Source organism: Streptomyces sp. SudanB25_2051 (assembly GCF_964272635.1).
Taxonomy (GTDB): Bacteria; Actinomycetota; Actinomycetes; order Streptomycetales; family Streptomycetaceae; genus Streptomyces.
Map to the genome: position 1 here is coordinate 5,101,589 of NZ_OZ186787.1, position 17,088 is coordinate 5,118,676.

Here is a 17,088-nt window from a genome sequence, read left to right on the forward strand (position 1 = left end):
CTGCGGCTCTGGGTGATCGCCGTGGTCGTCCCCTCACTGTGTCAGGTGCCGCAGTTCGTTCTCGTACAGCTCGTCGGGGTCGAATCCCATGCCGGTGAAGTGGCCTGCCAGCTCCAGGGAGAGGGCGCCGTGCAGGCGGGTCCAGAAGTGCAGAGCGAGGCGTAGGGCCGTTGGGGAGGCGGGGTGATCGCCGGCCCACTGCCGGTGTTCGGCAAGGTGGGATTCGAGCGAAGTGTCCTGCACCGCGGCCGGGGCAGAGTCTGCGGTCGCCCGGGCGGCGTCCAGGAGGGCGTCCATGATCTCCGAGGCGATCATGGTGATGTCGTCGGGGGCGTGGTAGCCGGGGACGGGTGTGCCGTAGATGAGGAAGTAGCGCTGGGGGTCGTCCAGTGCCCATGCGCGCAGCGCGTGCCCGAGTCCGGCGAGATCGGCACCCGATGCCGCGGCGGTGCGCAGGGTGCCGGCGAGACTGCGGTAGGCGTCCCGGATCAGCTCGGTGATCAACTCGTCCCGGCTGGCGAAGTACCGGTAGAGCGCGGGGCCGCTCATCCCCATCTGTTTGGCGATGGCGTTCAGGGAGAGCCCGGCTGCCCCGGCGGCGGCGATCTGTTCCCAGGCGCGCTGCTTGATCTCGGCCCGCAGTTGGGCGCGGTAGCGCTCGCGCGGTGTCTCTTTCCCCGCGATGGCCATGGGCTCATCCCTTCCCTGTCATGTCCGCCGGCTTTCGGGAGTCGGCGGAGCGGCTGGTCAACCGCTTTAGTTAGACCCTATTACGAACGCACTTGACTGTCACTCGCCGGTGTAGTTATAACTTCTAACGAACGCGCCAGCCGCTAACGGGGCTGGTGCCTGTCGAGGGAGGGACACCATGAACGCCGCAGCGATGGTCGAGGTCGTGCTGCCGGGCAAGGTCGAGCCGGAGGGGCTTCAGGTGCGGCAGGGTGTTGTCCCGAGCGCCCGGGCGGGCCAGGTCGTGGTTCGCATGGAAGCCACCGGCGTCTCCTTCGCGGAGCAGCAGATGCGCCGGGGCCGCTACTACGACCAGCCGCCCTTCCCCTTCGTCCCCGGATACGACCTGGTCGGCACCGTGGCGGCGACCGGTGAGGGGGTCGACGCGGGGCTGGTCGGGACGCGGGTGGCCGCGCTGCTGAAGGTCGGCGGCTGGGCCAGTCACGTCGTCGTCGACGCCGCGGACCTGGTGCCGGTCCCGGACGGCGTCGGCGCGTCGCAGGCGGAGACGGTGGTGATCAACGGCATCACGGCCTGGCAGATGCTGCACCGCAAGGCCCGTGTCCGCGCCGGGCAGACCGTCCTGGTGCACGGAGCCAACGGGGGAGTGGGATCGGTCCTGGTCCAGCTCGCCCGGGCCGCGGGCGCCCAGGTGATCGGCACCGCCTCCGCGCGTCACCACGCCGTGCTGAAGGAACAGGGCGTGACCCCGATCGACTACCGCACGGAGAACATCCCGGCCCGCGTCCGTGAACTCGCCCCGCGGGGGGTGGACGCCGTCTTCGACCACGTCGGCGGCCGCGGCATCGTCGACTCCTGGCGCCTGCTCGCCCCCGGCGGCACGCTCGTCTCCTACGGCAGCGCTTCCACCCGCGACGACGAGGGCTCCAGGCAGTGGCCCGTCCTCAAGCTCCTCGGGCGGGTGTGGCTGTGGAACGCGCTGCCCAACCGCCGCCGCGCCTACTTCTTCAACGTCTGGGCCGGCCGAGCCCTGAACCGCGGCCGTTTCCAGGCCAGGCTGCACGCCGACCTCACCGAGGTCTTCGAAGCCCTGCGCCGCGGTGACATCACCGCCCACATCGCCGCCGAACTGCCCCTGGCCCAGGCTGCCGAGGCGATGCGGCTGGCCGAGTCCGGCACCGTCGCCGGAAAGATCGTCCTGTACGCCTGACCCCTCATGCGGAAACCCGCATCCACGCATGGTCGACGCTCGCAGCGTTCGCGCACCTGCCGCGCTCTCCCCGCATCGCTTCCGCGCCGCGCCACGGCGCCAACAGCCTCAGGAGCATCCCGTCATGCCCAGATCCAGCCTGCGGACACATGTCCCGCGTACTCTGACCGCCGTTCTCGTCGCCACGGCCACCCTCGCCACCCCGGCAGTCGCCGCCCCCGCACAGCCCCAGACCACCGCCCCCACGAGCCGGATCAACTGGAGCGCTTGCTCCGACACGGAATTCCAGGGCATGCAGTGCGGCACCCTCCGGGTCCCGGTCGACTACGCCCACCCCCGCGCCGGCAGCCTCAGCCTCGCCCTGGTCCGCCGTCCCGCCGACGACCAGCCCCATCGCCAGGGCACCCTCCTGCTGAACGACGGAGCCGGCGGATCGTCGATCGAACAGCTCCGCCTGGCGATGCGCATCGGCTTCCCGTCGTTCGCGGGCGCCATGAGCCGGAACTTCGACCTGGTCGCCGTCGACCCGCGCGGCGTGGGCCACAGCACGCCGATCCGCTGTACGACACCCCTCAAGCCGGCCGCCGTCACCCACTTTCCGCGCAACCGGCGGCAGTTCGACGCGCTCGTCGCCCACAACCGCGCTTTCGCCCAGCGCTGCCTGAGTGAGAACGGCCCCCTGGTCGCCCACGTCGACCTGACCAGCACGGCACGGGACTTCGAAGCCGTACGCACCGGCCTGGGCGAGAAGCAGCTGAACTGGTACGGCATCCACTACAGCACCCTGCTCGGGCGCACCTACGCCGACCTGTACCCCGGTCGCCTGCGCACCATGGTCCTGGACACGGCGCTGGACGACACCACCACACCCACCGAGAGGATCCGCCGCGAAGCGGCCACGGCGGAAGAGGCGTTCAACCGCTTCTCCGCCTGGTGCGCCGCGACAGCGGACTGTGCCCTGCACGGCAAGGATGCCGCGGCCGAGTACGACGCCCTCGTCGCCCGCGCCGACCGCACACCGATCCCCACCGCCGACGGCCCGGCCCTGAACGGGGAGGACATCCGCACCGCCACCCAGGACTACCTGACCCTCTCCGGCGTCACCTGGCCGGCCCTCGCCCAAGCCGTCGTCAGGGCCAAGGCGGGCGATGCGAGCGACCTCACCGACGAACCCGACGACACCCTCGACCCCGTTCAGGTGCAGGTCCCCGCCTGCCTGGACAGCCCCCGCCCGGCGACGACGTTCGACCAGCTCACCCGCCTGCGCAAGGACCTGGCACGGATCTCCCCGCACCTCGGCGGCGCCGTGCGCTCCTGGACTGCCCTCACCGGCTGCCTCGGCTGGCCCGTCCCCGCCCGCCCCATCGCGGCCGGGACCCCCGTCCACGGCGCGCCCCCCGCCCTGATCGTGCAGTCCACCCGCCAGGCGCTCGCCCCGCACAGCGCGGGCTTCGCCATGGCGGCACAACTGCCCGGCAGCGTCGTCCTCAGCCGCGAAGGCGACGACTACAGCATGTTCCTGCTCTCCCAGTGCGTGCGCGACGCCACCAACCGCTACCTGACCAGCCGCCGCCTGCCCGCACCCGGCACCACCTGCACCGACTGACACCACAGCCGGCCACCGCCACCGTTCTCCCTCACACAGATAGGCGAGGAACCGCCATGACCACCACCGGCCGCCCCCGGATCCGCCTGCTCCTCCCCGCCGCCGTGGCCGCCCTGGCAGTCACCGCGACAACGGCCGTAGCATCCACCTCGTCCGCCGCCCCTGCCGCTCACCCGGTCACCTCACCGGGCCACCAGGCGCCCGCCAAGAGCCCCAAGACGATGCTCGACGCCTGGCTGCGCCTCTGGAACGGCGACTACACCCAGGCACCCGGCATCATCTCCCCGGACTTCACCGTCCACGCAGCTCTCCTCGACGGAGGCGACGGCAGCGGCATCCGCGGCGCCGACGGCCTCGTGGCCTGGATCGCCCAGACCCGCGCAGCCTTCCCCGACCTGCACTTCTCCCTCCAGACCGACCCCCTGATCGCCGGAAACGGCGCCTCCGTGCGCTGGACGGCCACCGGCACCTACGCCGGCGGCTTCCCCGGCGCCAAAGCCCAGCCCGGCACCACCGTCACCTTCACCGGCACCGACACCCTCCGCATAAAAGACGGCAAGTTCGTCGAGTACTGGCTCAACTCCGACACCCTCCAGCTCCTCACCCAGCTCCACGCACTGTAAGCACCACCCGCCCGCTGCCCCGCCGCCCTCACCGACCACATGGCCGGCGACGGCGGCGGGGCGCTGTACATCGGCAGTGCACTCGGCCTCGTCGGGTCCCGAGCCCTGCCACGCTCTGGCGGCATGTGCCGGGTGACGCACGCGGCGTCCGATGTCCACCACCGCTTGTCGTCGGACAACAAGAGGGCCCAGGGCTGCCGGCGGGTGGCTTGGCGGCGCCGTCGTGGGGCCTCTGGTGTCACTCGTGGGCCGGGGTGACCGCGTGGGCCAGCTGGACGCGGGAGTGCAGGTCGAGTTTCCGGTAGACGCGGGTGAGGGTCGCCTCGACCGTCTTGACGCTGACGGAGAGGGCCGCGGCGATGTCGCGGTTGCTCGCTCCGCCGGCGGCGAGTCGGGCGCAGCGCTCCTCGGCCCGGGTCAGGCCGGGGTGGGCGCTCCTGTCCGGAGGGCTGCCCTCCAGCCGGTCGAGGGTCTCCGCGGCGGCCTCGGCCCAGGGGTGTGCCTCGTGGGCGGTGAAGAGGTCGGCGGCGCCCTGCGCCGCCTCACGGGCGCTCGCGCGCCGGCGTCCGCGTCGTTCGGTGTGGCTGAGCGCCAGCAGGGTGCGGCCCCGTTCGATCGGGAGGTGGGCGAGGCGGTCGGCCGCGTCGGTGAGCCGGCGCGCGGCCGTGTCGTAGTCGCCCTGTGCGGCGTCCAGGAGGGCGTGGACGCGCGCGAGGGACGGGAGGACGGAGTCTCTGCCGAGCTCGGTCGCGGTACGCCGGGTGCCGGTCAGCAGTTCGCGGGCCTGCTCGAAGCGGCCCAGCGTGACGAGGCATTCGGCCAGGTCGGCGTGCCAGCGCAGGACGGACGGGTCGCGCACCCGCTGGAGCTCCTCCAGGGCGCGTACCTCCTCCAGCGCCTCCAGGGCTTCCTTGGGGCGGCCGGTGACCAGGAGGAGATGGCCGAGGGCGAAGAGGTTGCGGGAGAGGAAGACCCGGTTGTCCTCCTGCCGGGACGCGTCGACTCCGCGGCGGGCGAGGGCGAGGGCGGAGTCGGCGCGTGAGGCGGTGCCCTCGACGAGGGCGGAGGTGTAGCAGACGGGTCCGGTCGGCAGTCCGGCGCTGTCGGTGAGCGCCCGGGCACGGGCGGCGTAGTCGAGGGCCCCGGCGCACCGTCCGGCCCGGACCTCCACCTCGGCGAGGCCGCGCAGGATGTCCACGGTGCCCTCGGCGTCCCCGGCCCGCTGGGCCTGGACGAGCAGGGGCAGCAGGAGCGTCCGGGCGTCGGACAGGCGGTCGTCGAAGAGGGCATGGCGGGCGGCGAGGTGTTCCGGGGTGGCGTTGGCGGCGACGGGCGCGGTGCGGGGCGTCGACAGGGCGCGTTCCAGCGTGGCATCGGCCCCGGGGCTGCCGAGGACGCGCTGGACGCGCGCCTGCATGGTCAGGGCGAGGGCGGCGGTGGTGGTGTCGCCGGCGGCCCGGGCGAGAGCGGCGGCCTGGGCGGCCAGGGCGTCGGCCTGTTCGGGGGCGCCTTCGTTGAGGTTGGCGCGGATGGCTTGGCGGAGCAGGATCCGGGCGACCAGGTCCGGCCGCCCGGCGGCCTCGTGCACCGCCTCGGCGAACAGCTCGTCCGCGCTGTTCAGGCGCTGCCCGCTCGCGTCGAGCAGGGTCAGCAGCGCGTTGACCCGTGGGTCGGGGCTGCGCTCGTGTTCCAGTACGAGGCGGGTCGCGGCCTGGCTGCGGGTGAGGTCGCCGCAGTGCGCGGCGTCCCGGATGGCGGTCAGGGCGCGCTCGGTGAGCTGCTCGGTGTCCTCGCGCGGGGTGAGCTCTGCCGCGAGGAGGGAGAGTTCGGCGGCCAGCGCGTGTTCCCCGCGCAGCCTCGCGCGGTCGGCGGCGCGGGCGGTGTGCCGGGCCGTACGGGGGTCGGTGGTGCCGGCGGCCGCCAGCGCGGTGTGCCGGTCGCGGCGGAGGGTGTCGCGGCTCGCTTCGGCCAGGCGCGTGTGCAGGTGGCGGCGTGCGGTGGCCGTCAGCCGGGTCGTGAGTTCCGTGCCGATCGCGGAGGCGGTGAAGCGCACGCTCCCGTCCGCGCGCCCGATGTCGAGGAGTCCGGCCGTCTCGGCCCGTGCCAGGAGGGTCTCGGCCGCCGGGCCGCCGAGGCGGACGAGCAGTTCGAGGTCGGGACGGTCGTCCAGCGCGGCCAGCGTCAGCAGTTCCCGCACCCGGGCCGGTACCTCGTTCAGCCACTCGCCCACCAGACGGCGGGCCGTCGGCGGCAGGACCGGCTCTCCTCCACCGGGCCGGTCCCCGTGCCGAGGGGCGGCGTCGGCGAGCGCCAGGGCGAGGGCGGGATTGCCGCCGCTGCACGCGTGGATCCGGGCGACCTCGCGGGGAGACAGCCGAAACGGTGACAGCAGGGCCGCCACCTGACCGGACGTCAGGGGCGGAACGCGCACCGGGTGCGCGTCCTCCCCGCACCAGTGGACCCCGGACTCCGGCCGCCAGGTGCGCTCGGCCACGATGGCGGGAAGGCCGGGGACCAGGCGCAGGGCCCAGCTCAGGACCGCCGCGCTGGCCGGGTCCAGCCACTGGGCGTTGTCCACCACCAGCGTCATGGGCGGCGCGTCCCGCAACAGCGCGGCGGTCAGCCGGCGCAGCCGCAGGGCGGCCCCGCCATGCTCCGGGGCGGTCGGCTCACCGGCGGCCTCGTCCAGCTCCGCCGCGAGTTCCCGCGCGGGAGGCGAGGGGAGAGCCAGCGCGACCTCGAGGAGTCCGGCGTAGGGCACCCGGGCGTCCTGCGGACCCGGGGCCAGCCGGAGGACCGGCAGGCCCAACCGCCGCCCCAGGACACCGGCTGCCGTGGTCTTGCCGATTCCGGGCGGCCCGAACAGCACCACCCGCCGGGTTCCGTCCGCGTCGTCCGGCACCCCCGGCAGCACGGCGCCGGCTGTCTCCTCGGGCGCGCTCACCCACTTCGCAGAGTCTCGCATCGGGCCATGGTGCGCTCGCCCGCTCTCCCCGGTCCAGGACAAGGGGTTTCCCTGATGTAGGCCACCCCCCTCGTCCCTAGCCTCGTGACCACGGGCGAGCCGACCGCCGCCGAACGCCCCCGCACGATGACGTCGTGTGGCGTTCCCCGACGCGGCTCGGCGGAAGGACCACGATGAACCGCAAGAACGCCCCGGCAGCCGCTGTCGCGGCGGCCCTCGCCCCCGGCTCCGCGGCCGTGGCGGCCCCCCGGTCCCTCCCGGTCGACGACATCGCCGTCAGCTGACCGGCCCTCCCGTGCCGTACTCCTGTGGCCGCGGACCTCTCGGGTGCTCCGGGCAGCGGGAGCCGTCGCGGACGCGTGGACCGGTCGAGACCGTCGCGACCGGCGTTCGAGGGGAGCGGCGGTGGCCGGGACGGTCGGGGTCGGAGCGCCGGGGTTTCGCGCCGTGTTCACCTGCCGGTCACCGATTCATCGTGGACATGACAGTCATGATCGCCAATGTCTTCCCTGTCAGGGCAAACCGCCTCAAACAAGGAATAATCGTGAAAACAGGTCTGGTATCTCGCGCCTCGGCGCTCGCTCTCTGCACGGCACTGGCCTCCTCGTTCGCCCTGCCGGCGCACGCCTCCGGGGTCGGCACCGTCCTGCCGACGGCCGAGACCGCGCCGCTGTTCGACGACGAGGCCGGCGGCGACGCCAACGCGGACGACCCGGCGATCTGGCGCAACGCCGCCGACCCGGGCCGCAGCCTGGTGGTCGCCACCGCCAAGCAGGGTGGTCTGCGGGTCTACGACCTCGACGCGCGCGAGGTGCAGTCGATCCCCGCGCCGGCCGGGCCGAGCGCCGACGACAAGCCGGGGCGCTTCAACAACGTCGACCTGGTGCAGGGGCTGCGCCTCGGCGGCGCGCGTGCGGACGTCGCGGTGGTCAGCGACCGCGGCAACGACCGGCTGCGGATCTACCGCATCGACCGGGACAGGCCCGGCGGTCCGCTCACCGACGTCACCGACCCGGGCGTGCGGCCCGTGTTCTCCGCCGACCAGGGGGAGATCAACGAGCAGCAGACCGCGTACGGCCTGGCCACCTGGACCGACCGCGCCACCGGCCGCTCCTACGCCCTGGTCAGCCAGCGCAACCGCACCCGCATCGCCCTGCTGGAGCTGGTCGCCACCCCGGCCGGCACCGTCGGCTACCGCCAGGTCCGAGCCCTGGACCTGCCCTCCTCGTTCCGGCTGCCCAACGGCGCCTCCTGGACGCCCTGCGCCGAGCCGGGCGAACTGCCGCAGGTGGAGGGCATGGTCGTCGACCCCGCGGACGGCACCCTGTACGCGGGGCAGGAGGACGTGGGGATCTGGCGCATCGACGCGGCTCTGACCGGTACGCCGGTCCTGATCGACAAGGTCCGCGAGTACGGCGTCCCGGGCACGTACGACGAGGAGACCGAGGAGTGCGCGCCCGGTGCCGACCCCGGCTTCGGCGGCACGCACCTCAGTGCCGACGTCGAGGTCCTGACCCTCCTCACCGAGGCGGACGGCGACGGCTACCTGCTCGCCTCCAGCCAGGGCGACAACACCTTCGTCGCGTACGACCGCGAGCGCGACGAGGACAACGAGTACGAGAACGCCTTCCGCATCGCCGCGGCCTCCGCGACGCTCGACGGCTCCGAGGTCTGCGACGGCGCCGCCGCCCTCAACGCCCCGCTCGGCACGCGCTACCCGCGCGGCCTGCTCGTCGTGCAGGACGGCGAGGAGACCCCCGGTGACGGCGACCGCGAGGCCACCGGCTTCAAGTTCGTCGACCTCGGCAAGGTCATGGACGCTGTCGACTGATCAGGCAACGGCCCGGGCGCACGGTGGTGACACCGTGCGCCCGTCGTGGTTGTCGGACCTCGACGAGACGGACCGGGCCCCGGGCCGCCGGAGACCGGGTGCGCCGCGGCCCGCAGAGAAGAAGTGAGGTGCGCCGAAGCGTCGGTAAGAAATCTGACCGTCCTTCGCGCCGCCGCATTGAATTCTTCCGTCCCACCTTCCCGAGCGGTGATGCGGACGAGGCCGTGGTCCGATTTGTGCACCTGTCTCCGGGTGTTCTCCGCGGTTTGCGACAGGTGCCTTTTCTGTTATCCGGGCTGCCGCAGTGGCAAAGTGATCATTCGTGCGGCCGGGGAATCCGCCGGCCGCACGCTGAAGAAGAGGGGGAAGAAGTGCAGACCTTCACCGTCGGTGCCGTCTCCGTACCGTCGTTCGCCGTTCCGGTGGCACGGGGATTCTCGGGCGCATCTGGAAATGCACATTCCTGTCCGCGCGCGGCATCCGCCGCCGAGGACGATCTCGGCTGGGGTTGAACACCGCTCAGGGCCACGGCATCACCGCGCCTCGTAGAAAGCGAAAGGTAGTCTCCGAAGAAATGTCTGACTCCAACCTGCCGGTTGTTCTCATCGCGGAACGACTCAGCCCGGCGACCATCGACGCTCTGGGACCCGACGTCGAGATCCGGTACTGCGACGGCACCCACCGCCACGAACTGCTCGCCGCCGTAGCCGACGCCGACGCGCTCCTGATCCGCTCGGCGACCCAGGTGGACGCGGAGGTCCTCCAGGCCGGCGGGAGGCTGCGCGTCGTCGCACGCGCGGGGGTCGGCCTCGACAATGTGGACGTCGACGCGGCCACCCGGGCCGGCGTGCTCGTGGTGAACGCCCCCGCCTCCAACGTCGTCAGCGCGGCCGAGCTGGCGATCGGCCTGCTGATGGCGACGGCGCGCAACATCGCGTCCGCGAACGGCGCCCTCAAGGGCGGGCAGTGGGCGCGCTCGCGCTACGGCGGCGTGGAACTCCACGGCAAGACGGTCGGCGTGGTGGGCCTGGGCCGCATCGGTTCCCTGGTCGCGGAGCGGTTGCGGGCGTTCGGGATGACGGTCGTGGCCTACGACCCCTACGTGACAGACGAGCGCGCCGCGCAGCTCGGTGCCGAGCGGCTGGACCTCGACGAGCTGCTGCGCCGCTCGGACTTCATCACCATCCACCTGCCCCGCACCCCGGGCACCGTCGGGCTCATCGGGGACGATGCGCTGCGCAAGGTGAAGCCCGGCGTCCGCATCATCAACGCGGCGCGTGGCGGCATCCTCGACGAGACCGCGCTGGCCCTGGCCCTGAAAGAGGGCCGGGTGGCCGGTGCCGGCCTGGATGTCTTCGAGTTCGAGCCCACCACGGAATCGCCGCTCTTCGATTTCGAATCGGTCGTCGTCACCCCGCACCTGGGCGCCTCGACCGCGGAGGCGCAGGAGCGGGCCGGAATATCGGTCGCCCAGTCGGTCCGCAGCGCGTTCGCCGGTCGGCCGGTCCCGGACGCGGTGAATGCCGCGGTCCTGGCCGAGCGCGTCCGGTAGGAATTCTTTCGGGGGCGGGCGCCGAACGGGGGAGAACTCGGTGTGATTCGGGTGCGCGACCGCAGTATGTGGCGGGGATGTGAGCGGACGCCGCGTGGCCGGCGTCCGGTCACGTCAGCCGCGGATTCAGGTATCCGCTCGATTCAGTCGTCCGCCCCCGTATCGGGGCCGTCCGAAAAGCTCAGGTTCCCTTCGTGCTCGCGCAGCAGATAGCCCGCGTGCACCCGGCTCTTGGCGCCGATCCGCTCCATGATCTTCGCGATGTGGCGCTGGCAGGTCCGCACGGTCATCCCCATGCGCCGGGCGATGACCTTGTCCGACTCGCCCTGGACCAGCAGCCGGATGATGTCCTCCTTCGTCTTGTCGGAGACCTGGATGGCCTGTGCCCGGCTGAGATTGAGCGGGAACGGATCCGCCCGCAGCCACATCAGCTCGAAGGCGGCCACCGCGAACGAGACCACGCTCGGCGCGCGGACCACCAGCGCCGCTTCGGGGTTGCCCTTCTGCTCGATGACGACGATCTCGCCGTCGAACGCCAGCATCCGCATGAACCCCTCGCCCAGTGTGCGCACCTCCGCCCCGAGGGCGCTCACGATCTCCACGTAGGCGGTGGTGTTGGGGTGGTACTGCGCGGTGTGCTGGTACAGCGTGCGCATCCGGACGCCGCGCTTGAGCATCCCCTCGGTGCGGTCCATGGCCTCGCGCAGCACCTCCTCCCTGCGGCCGCCCCCCGGCTGGGAGGTGAGCACCTCGTGCTTGGCCTCGGCGGCGAACCGGTCCAACGCCCGGCGCACGCTGGTGACATCGGGCAGCTCTTCGAGGACGGGCTGGCGCAGCCGCCGTTCCAGGGCGCCCTCGTAGACGGGCACGAGCTCGCGGCGCAGTCGGTCGGCGGCGTCCTGGGCCCTGCGCGCCTGCTGGAGGACGGGACGTATGAGGGCCTCCACCGCGGCGTCGGGGGCGGCCGCGGCGTAGCGCCGCCCGTCGGTGCCCACCGGCAGGAGCAGCCGGCGCTCCACGAGGCCGCGAAAGGCTTCCGCCATGTCCTGCCCGCCCGCGCCGTCGATCCGTGGCAGCTCGTCACGGCTCACATCGGCGTGCTCCACGGCAAAGGTGTACAGCGCCTTTTCTGCACGAGAAAGGTCTGATAGAGCGTGATCATGTGCAATGTCCATTTTGTTCATCCGTCCGAATCTGCGCTTGCCTAATAAGTATGCATCGAAACGCTTCTCGTCCCGATCTTCGATGGCAAGCTTGAGACGTCTGCAGGGAAGGTGTGCGGTGGAAAACACGCCGCCATATAGAAGGTGCGGAGCAGCAGCCTGTCATGGATGTCCAGAGTGCGTCGTTCCTTTCCTTCCTGGCCGCGGCCGCAATCGTCTGCTTCACTCCCGGACCGGACATGCTCTACGTCATGTCGTTCGGTGTGTCGCAGGGGCGCCGCGGTGGCGTCTCGGCCGCGGCGGGTGTCGCGGCCGGCATGCTGGCGCACGCGGTGCTCTGCGCTTTCGGCGTGTCGCTCATCGTCTCCCGTTACCCGGTGCTCCTGTCGGCTTTCAAGGTGATCGGGCTCGGCTACCTGATCTACCTGGGTGTGTCGATCATCCGCGACAAGTCCGACATGGCGGTGAACGCCGAGCGGGCGCCTCAGGGGTACGGGCGCATCGCCTACCGCGCGATGCTCGTCAACCTCGCCAACCCCAAGGTCATCGTCTTCTATGTGGCCTTCCTGCCTCAGTTCACCTCGAACTCCGGCTGGCCCGTACCCGCCCAACTCCTCGCCCTGGGCTGCATTTTCGTGGCCATCGGGTTCATCGCCGACGCCGCCGTCGGCCTGGCCAGCGGGGCCCTCGCCGAGCGCTTCGTCACCAACCGGCGACTGACCCGCCAGGTCAACATCGGGTGCGGAGTCGTCATGTTCGCCCTGGCCGGCGTCCTGGCCCTCGACATCTGAGTCGTCGCTCCGCCCCCCGGGCCCCGTCCGCAGCTCCGCTCCACCATGTCGCACGACCGGAGGGTCGCCGTGTCCGAACCGCAGTCCCGCCCCATCGCCGCCGCCGACCGGCTCTCCCTGTCGTCCGGCATATGGCCCAGTACCGCCGCCGAGAACGAGAAAGGCGTCCTCATGCTCGGCGGTATGTCCGCCACGGAAATCGCCGAACGTCATGGAACGCCGGTCTACGTATTCGACGAGACGGATTTCAGGAGGCGTTGCGCACGCTTCCGCAAGGCGTTCGAAGACTTCGACGTCTACTATGCCGGAAAGGCTTTCCTCAGTCGCGCCACGGCCCGTATGGCTGAAGAGGAAGGCCTCAGCCTGGACGTGTGCACCGCAGGTGAACTGGCCTTCGCCAAGGCGGTCGGATTTCCGCCGGACCGCATTCTTATGCACGGCAACAACAAGTCCACCGAGGAACTCGCCGCCGCGCTCGAGTACGGTGTGGGCCGCATCGTCGTCGACTCCTTCGCCGAACTCGACCGGCTCGGCGACCTGGTGCCCCGCTTCCCCGGCGCGCGCCCCCGCGTCCTGCTCCGCGTCACGGTCGGCGTGCGCGCCGACACCCACGCCCACATCGCCACCGCGCACGAGGACCAGAAGTTCGGCTTCTCCCTGGTGAGCGGGGAGGCCGGCGCCGCCGTGCGCCGGGTGCTCGCCGACGGAGTGCTGGAGCTGCGCGGACTGCACAGCCACATCGGCTCCCAGATCCTCGGCACGACGGGCTTCGAGGCCGCCGCCAAGCGACTGCTGGAACTGCGGGCGCAGTTCGTCCGCGAAGGCGCCGACCTCCCCGAACTCGACCTCGGCGGTGGCTTCGGCATCGCGTACACGCCCGGGGACGAGCCCACCGAGCCGGAGGAGATGGCCGACATCCTGCGCACGCTGGTGGCGAAGGAGTGCGCCGCCCTCGGCGTCGACGTGCCCCGGCTGGCGATCGAGCCGGGACGGGCCATCGCGGGCCCCTCCGGCGTCACCTTGTACACGGTGGGCACGGTCAAGCACCGTGAGGGCATCCGCACGTTCGTCGCCGTCGACGGCGGCATGAGCGACAACGTACGCACGGCCCTGTACGACGCCACCTACTCGGTCCGCCTGGCCGGCCGTGCCTCGGACGCCCCGCCGCAGCTGGTGCGGGTGGTGGGCAAGCACTGCGACGCGGGCGACGTCGTCGTACGCGACGACCAGCTGCCCTCCGACGTCCGCCCGGGCGACCTGCTCGCCGTGCCGGGCACCGGCGCCTACTGCCGCAGCCTGGCCCACAACTACAACCACGTCCCCCGGCCGCCCGTGGTCGCCGTCGTCGACGGCACGTCACGGGAGATCGTCCGCCGGGAGACCATCGACGACCTCCTGCGCCTCGACATGGGCTGATCAACCAGGCAACGCCCGCCGCGCATCCCAAGCCACCCGGAAACAGGAGCAAAAGTGACGAAGCTTCGTCCCGACGACGTCTTCCGCAACAGCATCGAGTCGCCCACCTACCAGAGCGCCTCCTACTACTTCCACGACGCCGCACACGTGAAGTCCGGCCTGCACGACCGGTCGGTCCCGGCCGGCCGCTACGGCCGCTACTCCAACCCGACGTGGGTCGAGGTGGAGAACCTGCTCACCGGGCTGAGCGGAGCCGACGCGTCGCTGGTGTTCGCCTCCGGCATGGCCGCGCACACGACGGCGTTCCTCGCGCTGCTGGAGGCCGGCGACGAGGTCGTCCTGCCGTCGGAGTCGTACCGCCAGGTGCGCAACGTCTTCCACCACATCCTGCCCAAGTTCGGTGTCACGGTGCACGAGTTCTCCATCCGGGACCCCGAGGAGTTCATCGAGAACGTGCGGTCCCTCCAGGGCCGGATCAAGCTCGTCCACCTGGAGATGCCGTCCTCCCCGCACATGTACCTCATCGACGTGGCGCGGATACGCGAGGCGCTGGGGCCGGAGGTGATCGTCACCCTCGACAGCTCGTTCTCGCCGCCGCCGAACTTCTACGCCCTCCAGTGGGGCGTGGACCTGGTCCTGTTCAGCGCGACCAAGTACCTCAGCGGGCACGGAGACATCGTGGCGGGCGTCGCGTCGGGCCGGCAGGACCTCATCGACAAGCTGCGCTGGTACCGCGACACCACCGGCCCGATCATGGACGGCAACACCGCCTTCCTGCTGCGCCGCAGCCTCTACACCCTGAAACTCCGCATGGAGCGCGTGAACGCCATGGGCCTGGAGGTGGCCCGCTACCTGGAGAACCACCCGCGGGTCGACCGGGTGTACTACAACGGTCTGGAGAGCCACCCGCACTTCAAGCTGGCCCAGCAGTACCTCAACGGCTACGGCGGCGTCATCACCTTCGAACTCGACATGAGCGAGGCCGAGACGGCCGAGGTCGTCGACCGGCTCAAGGTCCCCTTCATGGCCTCCAACTTCGGCGCGCCGCACACCCTGGTGGAGCAGAGCACCTTCTTCACCTACTTCGAGTACTCCGACGAGGAGCTGCGGAGCATCGGCGTGCCGCGCGGCACCGTCCGCCTCGCGCTCGGCTACAGCAACGACACCCAGGCCGTGATCGACGACCTGGACCAGGCGCTGTCGCCGGCCCGGTGAACACCGCCGTCTGCGACAGGCCGTACGACGCGGGACCCGCCCGGCCCTTCCTCACCCTGCCGGGCTTCTGCCCGGGCTTCACCACCACCCTCAAACTGGAGGCGCTCAACCCGGCGGGCTCGATCAAGCTCAAGACCGCCCGGGAGATGGTCGCCTCCGCCCGCGCCGAGGGGCGGCTGAGGGCCGGGGCGCCGCTCATCGAGTCCACCTCAGGGAACCTGGGCATCGCGCTCGCCATGGTGTGCGCGGCCCAGCGCCACCCCCTCACCCTGGTCACCGACCCCAACACCCAGGCCCAGAACATCCGGCACATGAGGGCGCTCGGGGCCGAGGTGGTGGTGGTGACCCGGCAGGACGCCAACGGCGGCTACCTGCACTCGCGGATCGAGTTCATCGAGCGCCACCTGCTCGCCCACCCGGAGACCGTCTGGCTCAACCAGTACCGGGACCCGGCCGGCGCACGCGCCCACCGGCGCGACACCATGGGGGAGATCCTCGACGGTTTCGGCGTCCCGGACTGGCTCTTCGTCGGCGTGGGCAGCACCGGCACGCTGATGGGCTGCCTCGCCGCCGTTCGCGAGCAGGCCCTGCCGACCCGCCTGGTCGCCGTCGACGCGGCGGGTTCGGTCACGTTCGGCGGCCGCGGCGCACCGCGGCGGCTGCCGGGCCTCGGCACCAGCCGCAGACCCGAACTCTTCGCCGACGACGGATCGTTCGCCAAGATCGAGGTCGCCGAGAGCGACACGGTCCGCACCTGCCGGCGGGTGGCCCGCGCATACGGCCTCCTGCCGGGGGCCTCCACCGGGACGGCCCTGCACGCGGTGTCCGAGCTGCGCCGGCGGATCGGGGACGGTGCCCGCGTCCTGGTGATCGCCCCGGACCTCGGCGAGCGCTACCTCGACACCGTGTACGACGACGACTGGGTGACCCGCACGTTCGGCCCCGCGGTGCTCCACGGCCCCACGCCACGCAGCGACCGCCCGAACGCCCCGGCCGTGCCGATCAGCCCCCGGAGGGGAACCAGACATGCGTGAATTCTCCGTCCTGCCCGGGCGGGCCGTGGCCGAGCTGCTCGCCGGCCGGGAGACCGAGGTCGTCGAGTGGGTGCGGGAGGCGTACCTCGCCCACGATGCGGGCGACACCGTCAACCCGGACAGCTACTTCCTGCGATTCCCCGACAAGCCGGACTCCCGCATCATCGCGCTCCCCGCCTACCTGGGCGGCACCAGGGAAGTCGCCGGCATCAAGTGGATCAGCAGCTTTCCGGCCAACGTCGCCGAGGGCCTGCCACGGGCCTCGGCCGTGCTCGTCCTCAACGACTACCGCACCGGCCACCCCTTCGCCCTGCTGGAGTCCGCGGGCATCAGCGCCGCCCGGACCGCGGCATCCGCCGCCCTCGCGGCCACCGCCCTCGGCGCCGCGGCACCGGCCACGGTCGGCGTCATCGGTGCCGGGGTCATCGCCCGGACGATCTGCCAGTACCTCGCGGCCACCGGCGTCCCCCTGACCGATGTGACCGTCCACGACCGTGACGACGTCTCCGCCGCGGCGTTGACCGGACACCTCGCCCGGACGCACGGCGCGTCCAGCCGTGCGGGGGACCTGCGCGAGGCCCTCGGCTGCGACCTCGTGGTGCTGGCCACCACCGCGCTGCGCCCCCACATCGGCGAGGGCCACACGCTGCGCCCCGGCCAGGTGATCCTCAACGTCTCCCTGCGCGACCTGGCGCCCGGGCTGCTGCTCACCGCGCAGAACGTCGTGGACGACATCGAGCACTGCCTCAAGGCCGACACCTCGCCGCACCTCGCCGAACAGCTGACCGGGGACCGCTCCTTCATCGCCGGGACACTGGCCGACGTACTGCTCGGCCGCTGCGCTCCGGACCCCGGACGGGCCGTCGTCTTCTCGCCGTTCGGGCTCGGCGTCCTCGACCTCGCCGTCGGCCACCACCTGTACCAGCGGGCCGGGGAGGCGGGCCGGCTGCTGCCCGTCCCCGGATTCTTCGGCGAGACCAGCCGCTGGTGAC

The 17,088-nt window shown here is 71.8% G+C and carries 13 protein-coding genes and 1 pseudogene; 11 read left to right on the forward strand and 3 right to left on the reverse strand.

The genetic code is table 11. The annotated features are described in order from the left end of the window. Window positions 1–33: 33 nt before the first annotated feature. Window positions 34–690 (reverse strand): TetR/AcrR family transcriptional regulator, encoded by a 657-nt coding sequence (locus tag ACSUPT_RS22885; RefSeq protein WP_399219410.1) that lies wholly within the window; start codon window positions 688–690, stop codon window positions 34–36. Window positions 691–868: 178 nt separating this feature from the next. Here ACSUPT_RS22885 and ACSUPT_RS22890 point away from each other — a divergent pair, with 178 nt between their 5' ends. The 3 genes from ACSUPT_RS22890 to ACSUPT_RS22900 all read left to right on the forward strand — a co-directional run bounded on the left by ACSUPT_RS22890 (window position 869) and on the right by ACSUPT_RS22900 (window position 4,129). Then, a complete protein-coding gene (locus ACSUPT_RS22890; RefSeq protein WP_436945395.1) occupies window positions 869–1,900 on the forward strand; it encodes a medium chain dehydrogenase/reductase family protein in 1,032 nt (343 codons plus the stop codon). Window positions 1,901–2,024: 124 nt separating this feature from the next. Further along, window positions 2,025–3,506, forward strand: coding sequence for an alpha/beta fold hydrolase (locus tag ACSUPT_RS22895; RefSeq protein ID WP_436945396.1), 1,482 nt, complete (start codon window positions 2,025–2,027; stop codon window positions 3,504–3,506). A gap of 56 nt (window positions 3,507–3,562) precedes the next feature. After that, complete coding sequence (locus tag ACSUPT_RS22900; RefSeq protein ID WP_399219413.1) at window positions 3,563–4,129, forward strand: ester cyclase; 567 nt, start codon at window positions 3,563–3,565, stop codon at window positions 4,127–4,129. 238 nt (window positions 4,130–4,367) lie between these two features. Here ACSUPT_RS22900 and ACSUPT_RS22905 read toward each other — a convergent pair whose 3' ends face one another. Next, a complete protein-coding gene (locus ACSUPT_RS22905; RefSeq protein ID WP_436945397.1) occupies window positions 4,368–7,094 on the reverse strand; it encodes an AAA family ATPase in 2,727 nt (908 codons plus the stop codon). Between the two features lie 544 nt (window positions 7,095–7,638). Here ACSUPT_RS22905 and ACSUPT_RS22910 point away from each other — a divergent pair. The 3 genes and pseudogenes from ACSUPT_RS22910 to ACSUPT_RS22920 form a co-directional block, all read left to right on the forward strand. Then, window positions 7,639–8,925: a phytase gene (locus ACSUPT_RS22910; RefSeq protein ID WP_436945398.1), complete on the forward strand. Its 1,287-nt coding sequence runs from the start codon at window positions 7,639–7,641 to the stop codon at window positions 8,923–8,925. Between the two features lie 128 nt (window positions 8,926–9,053). Continuing rightward, the gene (locus ACSUPT_RS22915; protein WP_351964994.1) at window positions 9,054–9,437 is read left to right on the forward strand and encodes a hypothetical protein; all 384 of its coding nucleotides are present in this window, start codon (window positions 9,054–9,056) and stop codon (window positions 9,435–9,437) included. Window positions 9,438–9,499: 62 nt separating this feature from the next. Next, window positions 9,500–10,474, forward strand: a pseudogene (locus ACSUPT_RS22920) (NAD(P)-dependent oxidoreductase); the annotation flags it as partial. Window positions 10,475–10,620: 146 nt separating this feature from the next. Here the strand turns inward: ACSUPT_RS22920 and ACSUPT_RS22925 are convergent. After that, entirely contained in the window at window positions 10,621–11,583 is a 963-nt protein-coding gene (locus ACSUPT_RS22925) for a response regulator transcription factor (protein WP_436945399.1), read from the reverse strand. 221 nt (window positions 11,584–11,804) lie between these two features. On the opposite strand from ACSUPT_RS22925, the gene ACSUPT_RS22930 reads away from it, so the two are divergent. The 5 genes from ACSUPT_RS22930 to sbnB all read left to right on the forward strand — a co-directional run bounded on the left by ACSUPT_RS22930 (window position 11,805) and on the right by sbnB (window position 17,087). Then, window positions 11,805–12,431, forward strand: a complete 627-nt coding sequence (locus ACSUPT_RS22930; RefSeq protein ID WP_351964992.1) for a LysE family translocator — start codon at window positions 11,805–11,807, stop codon at window positions 12,429–12,431. Between the two features lie 183 nt (window positions 12,432–12,614). Beyond that, window positions 12,615–13,847 (forward strand): diaminopimelate decarboxylase, encoded by a 1,233-nt coding sequence (lysA, locus tag ACSUPT_RS22935; protein ID WP_403498393.1) that lies wholly within the window; start codon window positions 12,615–12,617, stop codon window positions 13,845–13,847. 54 nt (window positions 13,848–13,901) lie between these two features. Then, window positions 13,902–15,062, forward strand: a complete 1,161-nt coding sequence (locus ACSUPT_RS22940) for a PLP-dependent transferase (protein ID WP_436945400.1) — start codon at window positions 13,902–13,904, stop codon at window positions 15,060–15,062. Further along, on the forward strand, window positions 15,059–16,096 hold the full coding sequence (locus tag ACSUPT_RS22945) for a pyridoxal-phosphate dependent enzyme (protein WP_361662531.1): 1,038 nt from the start codon (window positions 15,059–15,061) through the stop codon (window positions 16,094–16,096). Before ACSUPT_RS22940 ends, ACSUPT_RS22945 begins: the two co-directional genes overlap by 4 nt. Then, window positions 16,089–17,087 carry a 2,3-diaminopropionate biosynthesis protein SbnB gene (sbnB, locus tag ACSUPT_RS22950; protein WP_436945401.1) on the forward strand — a complete coding sequence of 333 codons (999 nt, stop codon included), beginning with the start codon at window positions 16,089–16,091 and terminating at the stop codon, window positions 17,085–17,087. Before ACSUPT_RS22945 ends, sbnB begins: the two co-directional genes overlap by 8 nt. Window position 17,088: the final 1 nt, after the last annotated feature.

What these genes read in the sequence shown, in the direction of transcription:
- sbnB (WP_436945401.1), top strand. Translation starts at nt 16,089, where the DNA reads ATGCGTGAATTCTCCGTCCTGCCCGGGCGGGCCGTGGCCGAGCTGCTC.
- ACSUPT_RS22885 (WP_399219410.1), bottom strand. Translation starts at nt 690, where the DNA reads ATGGCCATCGCGGGGAAAGAGACACCGCGCGAGCGCTACCGCGCCCAA.
- lysA (WP_403498393.1), top strand. Translation starts at nt 12,615, where the DNA reads ATGTCCGCCACGGAAATCGCCGAACGTCATGGAACGCCGGTCTACGTA.
- ACSUPT_RS22890 (WP_436945395.1), top strand. Translation starts at nt 869, where the DNA reads ATGAACGCCGCAGCGATGGTCGAGGTCGTGCTGCCGGGCAAGGTCGAG.
- ACSUPT_RS22895 (WP_436945396.1), top strand. Translation starts at nt 2,025, where the DNA reads ATGCCCAGATCCAGCCTGCGGACACATGTCCCGCGTACTCTGACCGCC.
- ACSUPT_RS22930 (WP_351964992.1), top strand. Translation starts at nt 11,805, where the DNA reads ATGGATGTCCAGAGTGCGTCGTTCCTTTCCTTCCTGGCCGCGGCCGCA.
- ACSUPT_RS22900 (WP_399219413.1), top strand. Translation starts at nt 3,563, where the DNA reads ATGACCACCACCGGCCGCCCCCGGATCCGCCTGCTCCTCCCCGCCGCC.
- ACSUPT_RS22905 (WP_436945397.1), bottom strand. Translation starts at nt 7,094, where the DNA reads ATGCGAGACTCTGCGAAGTGGGTGAGCGCGCCCGAGGAGACAGCCGGC.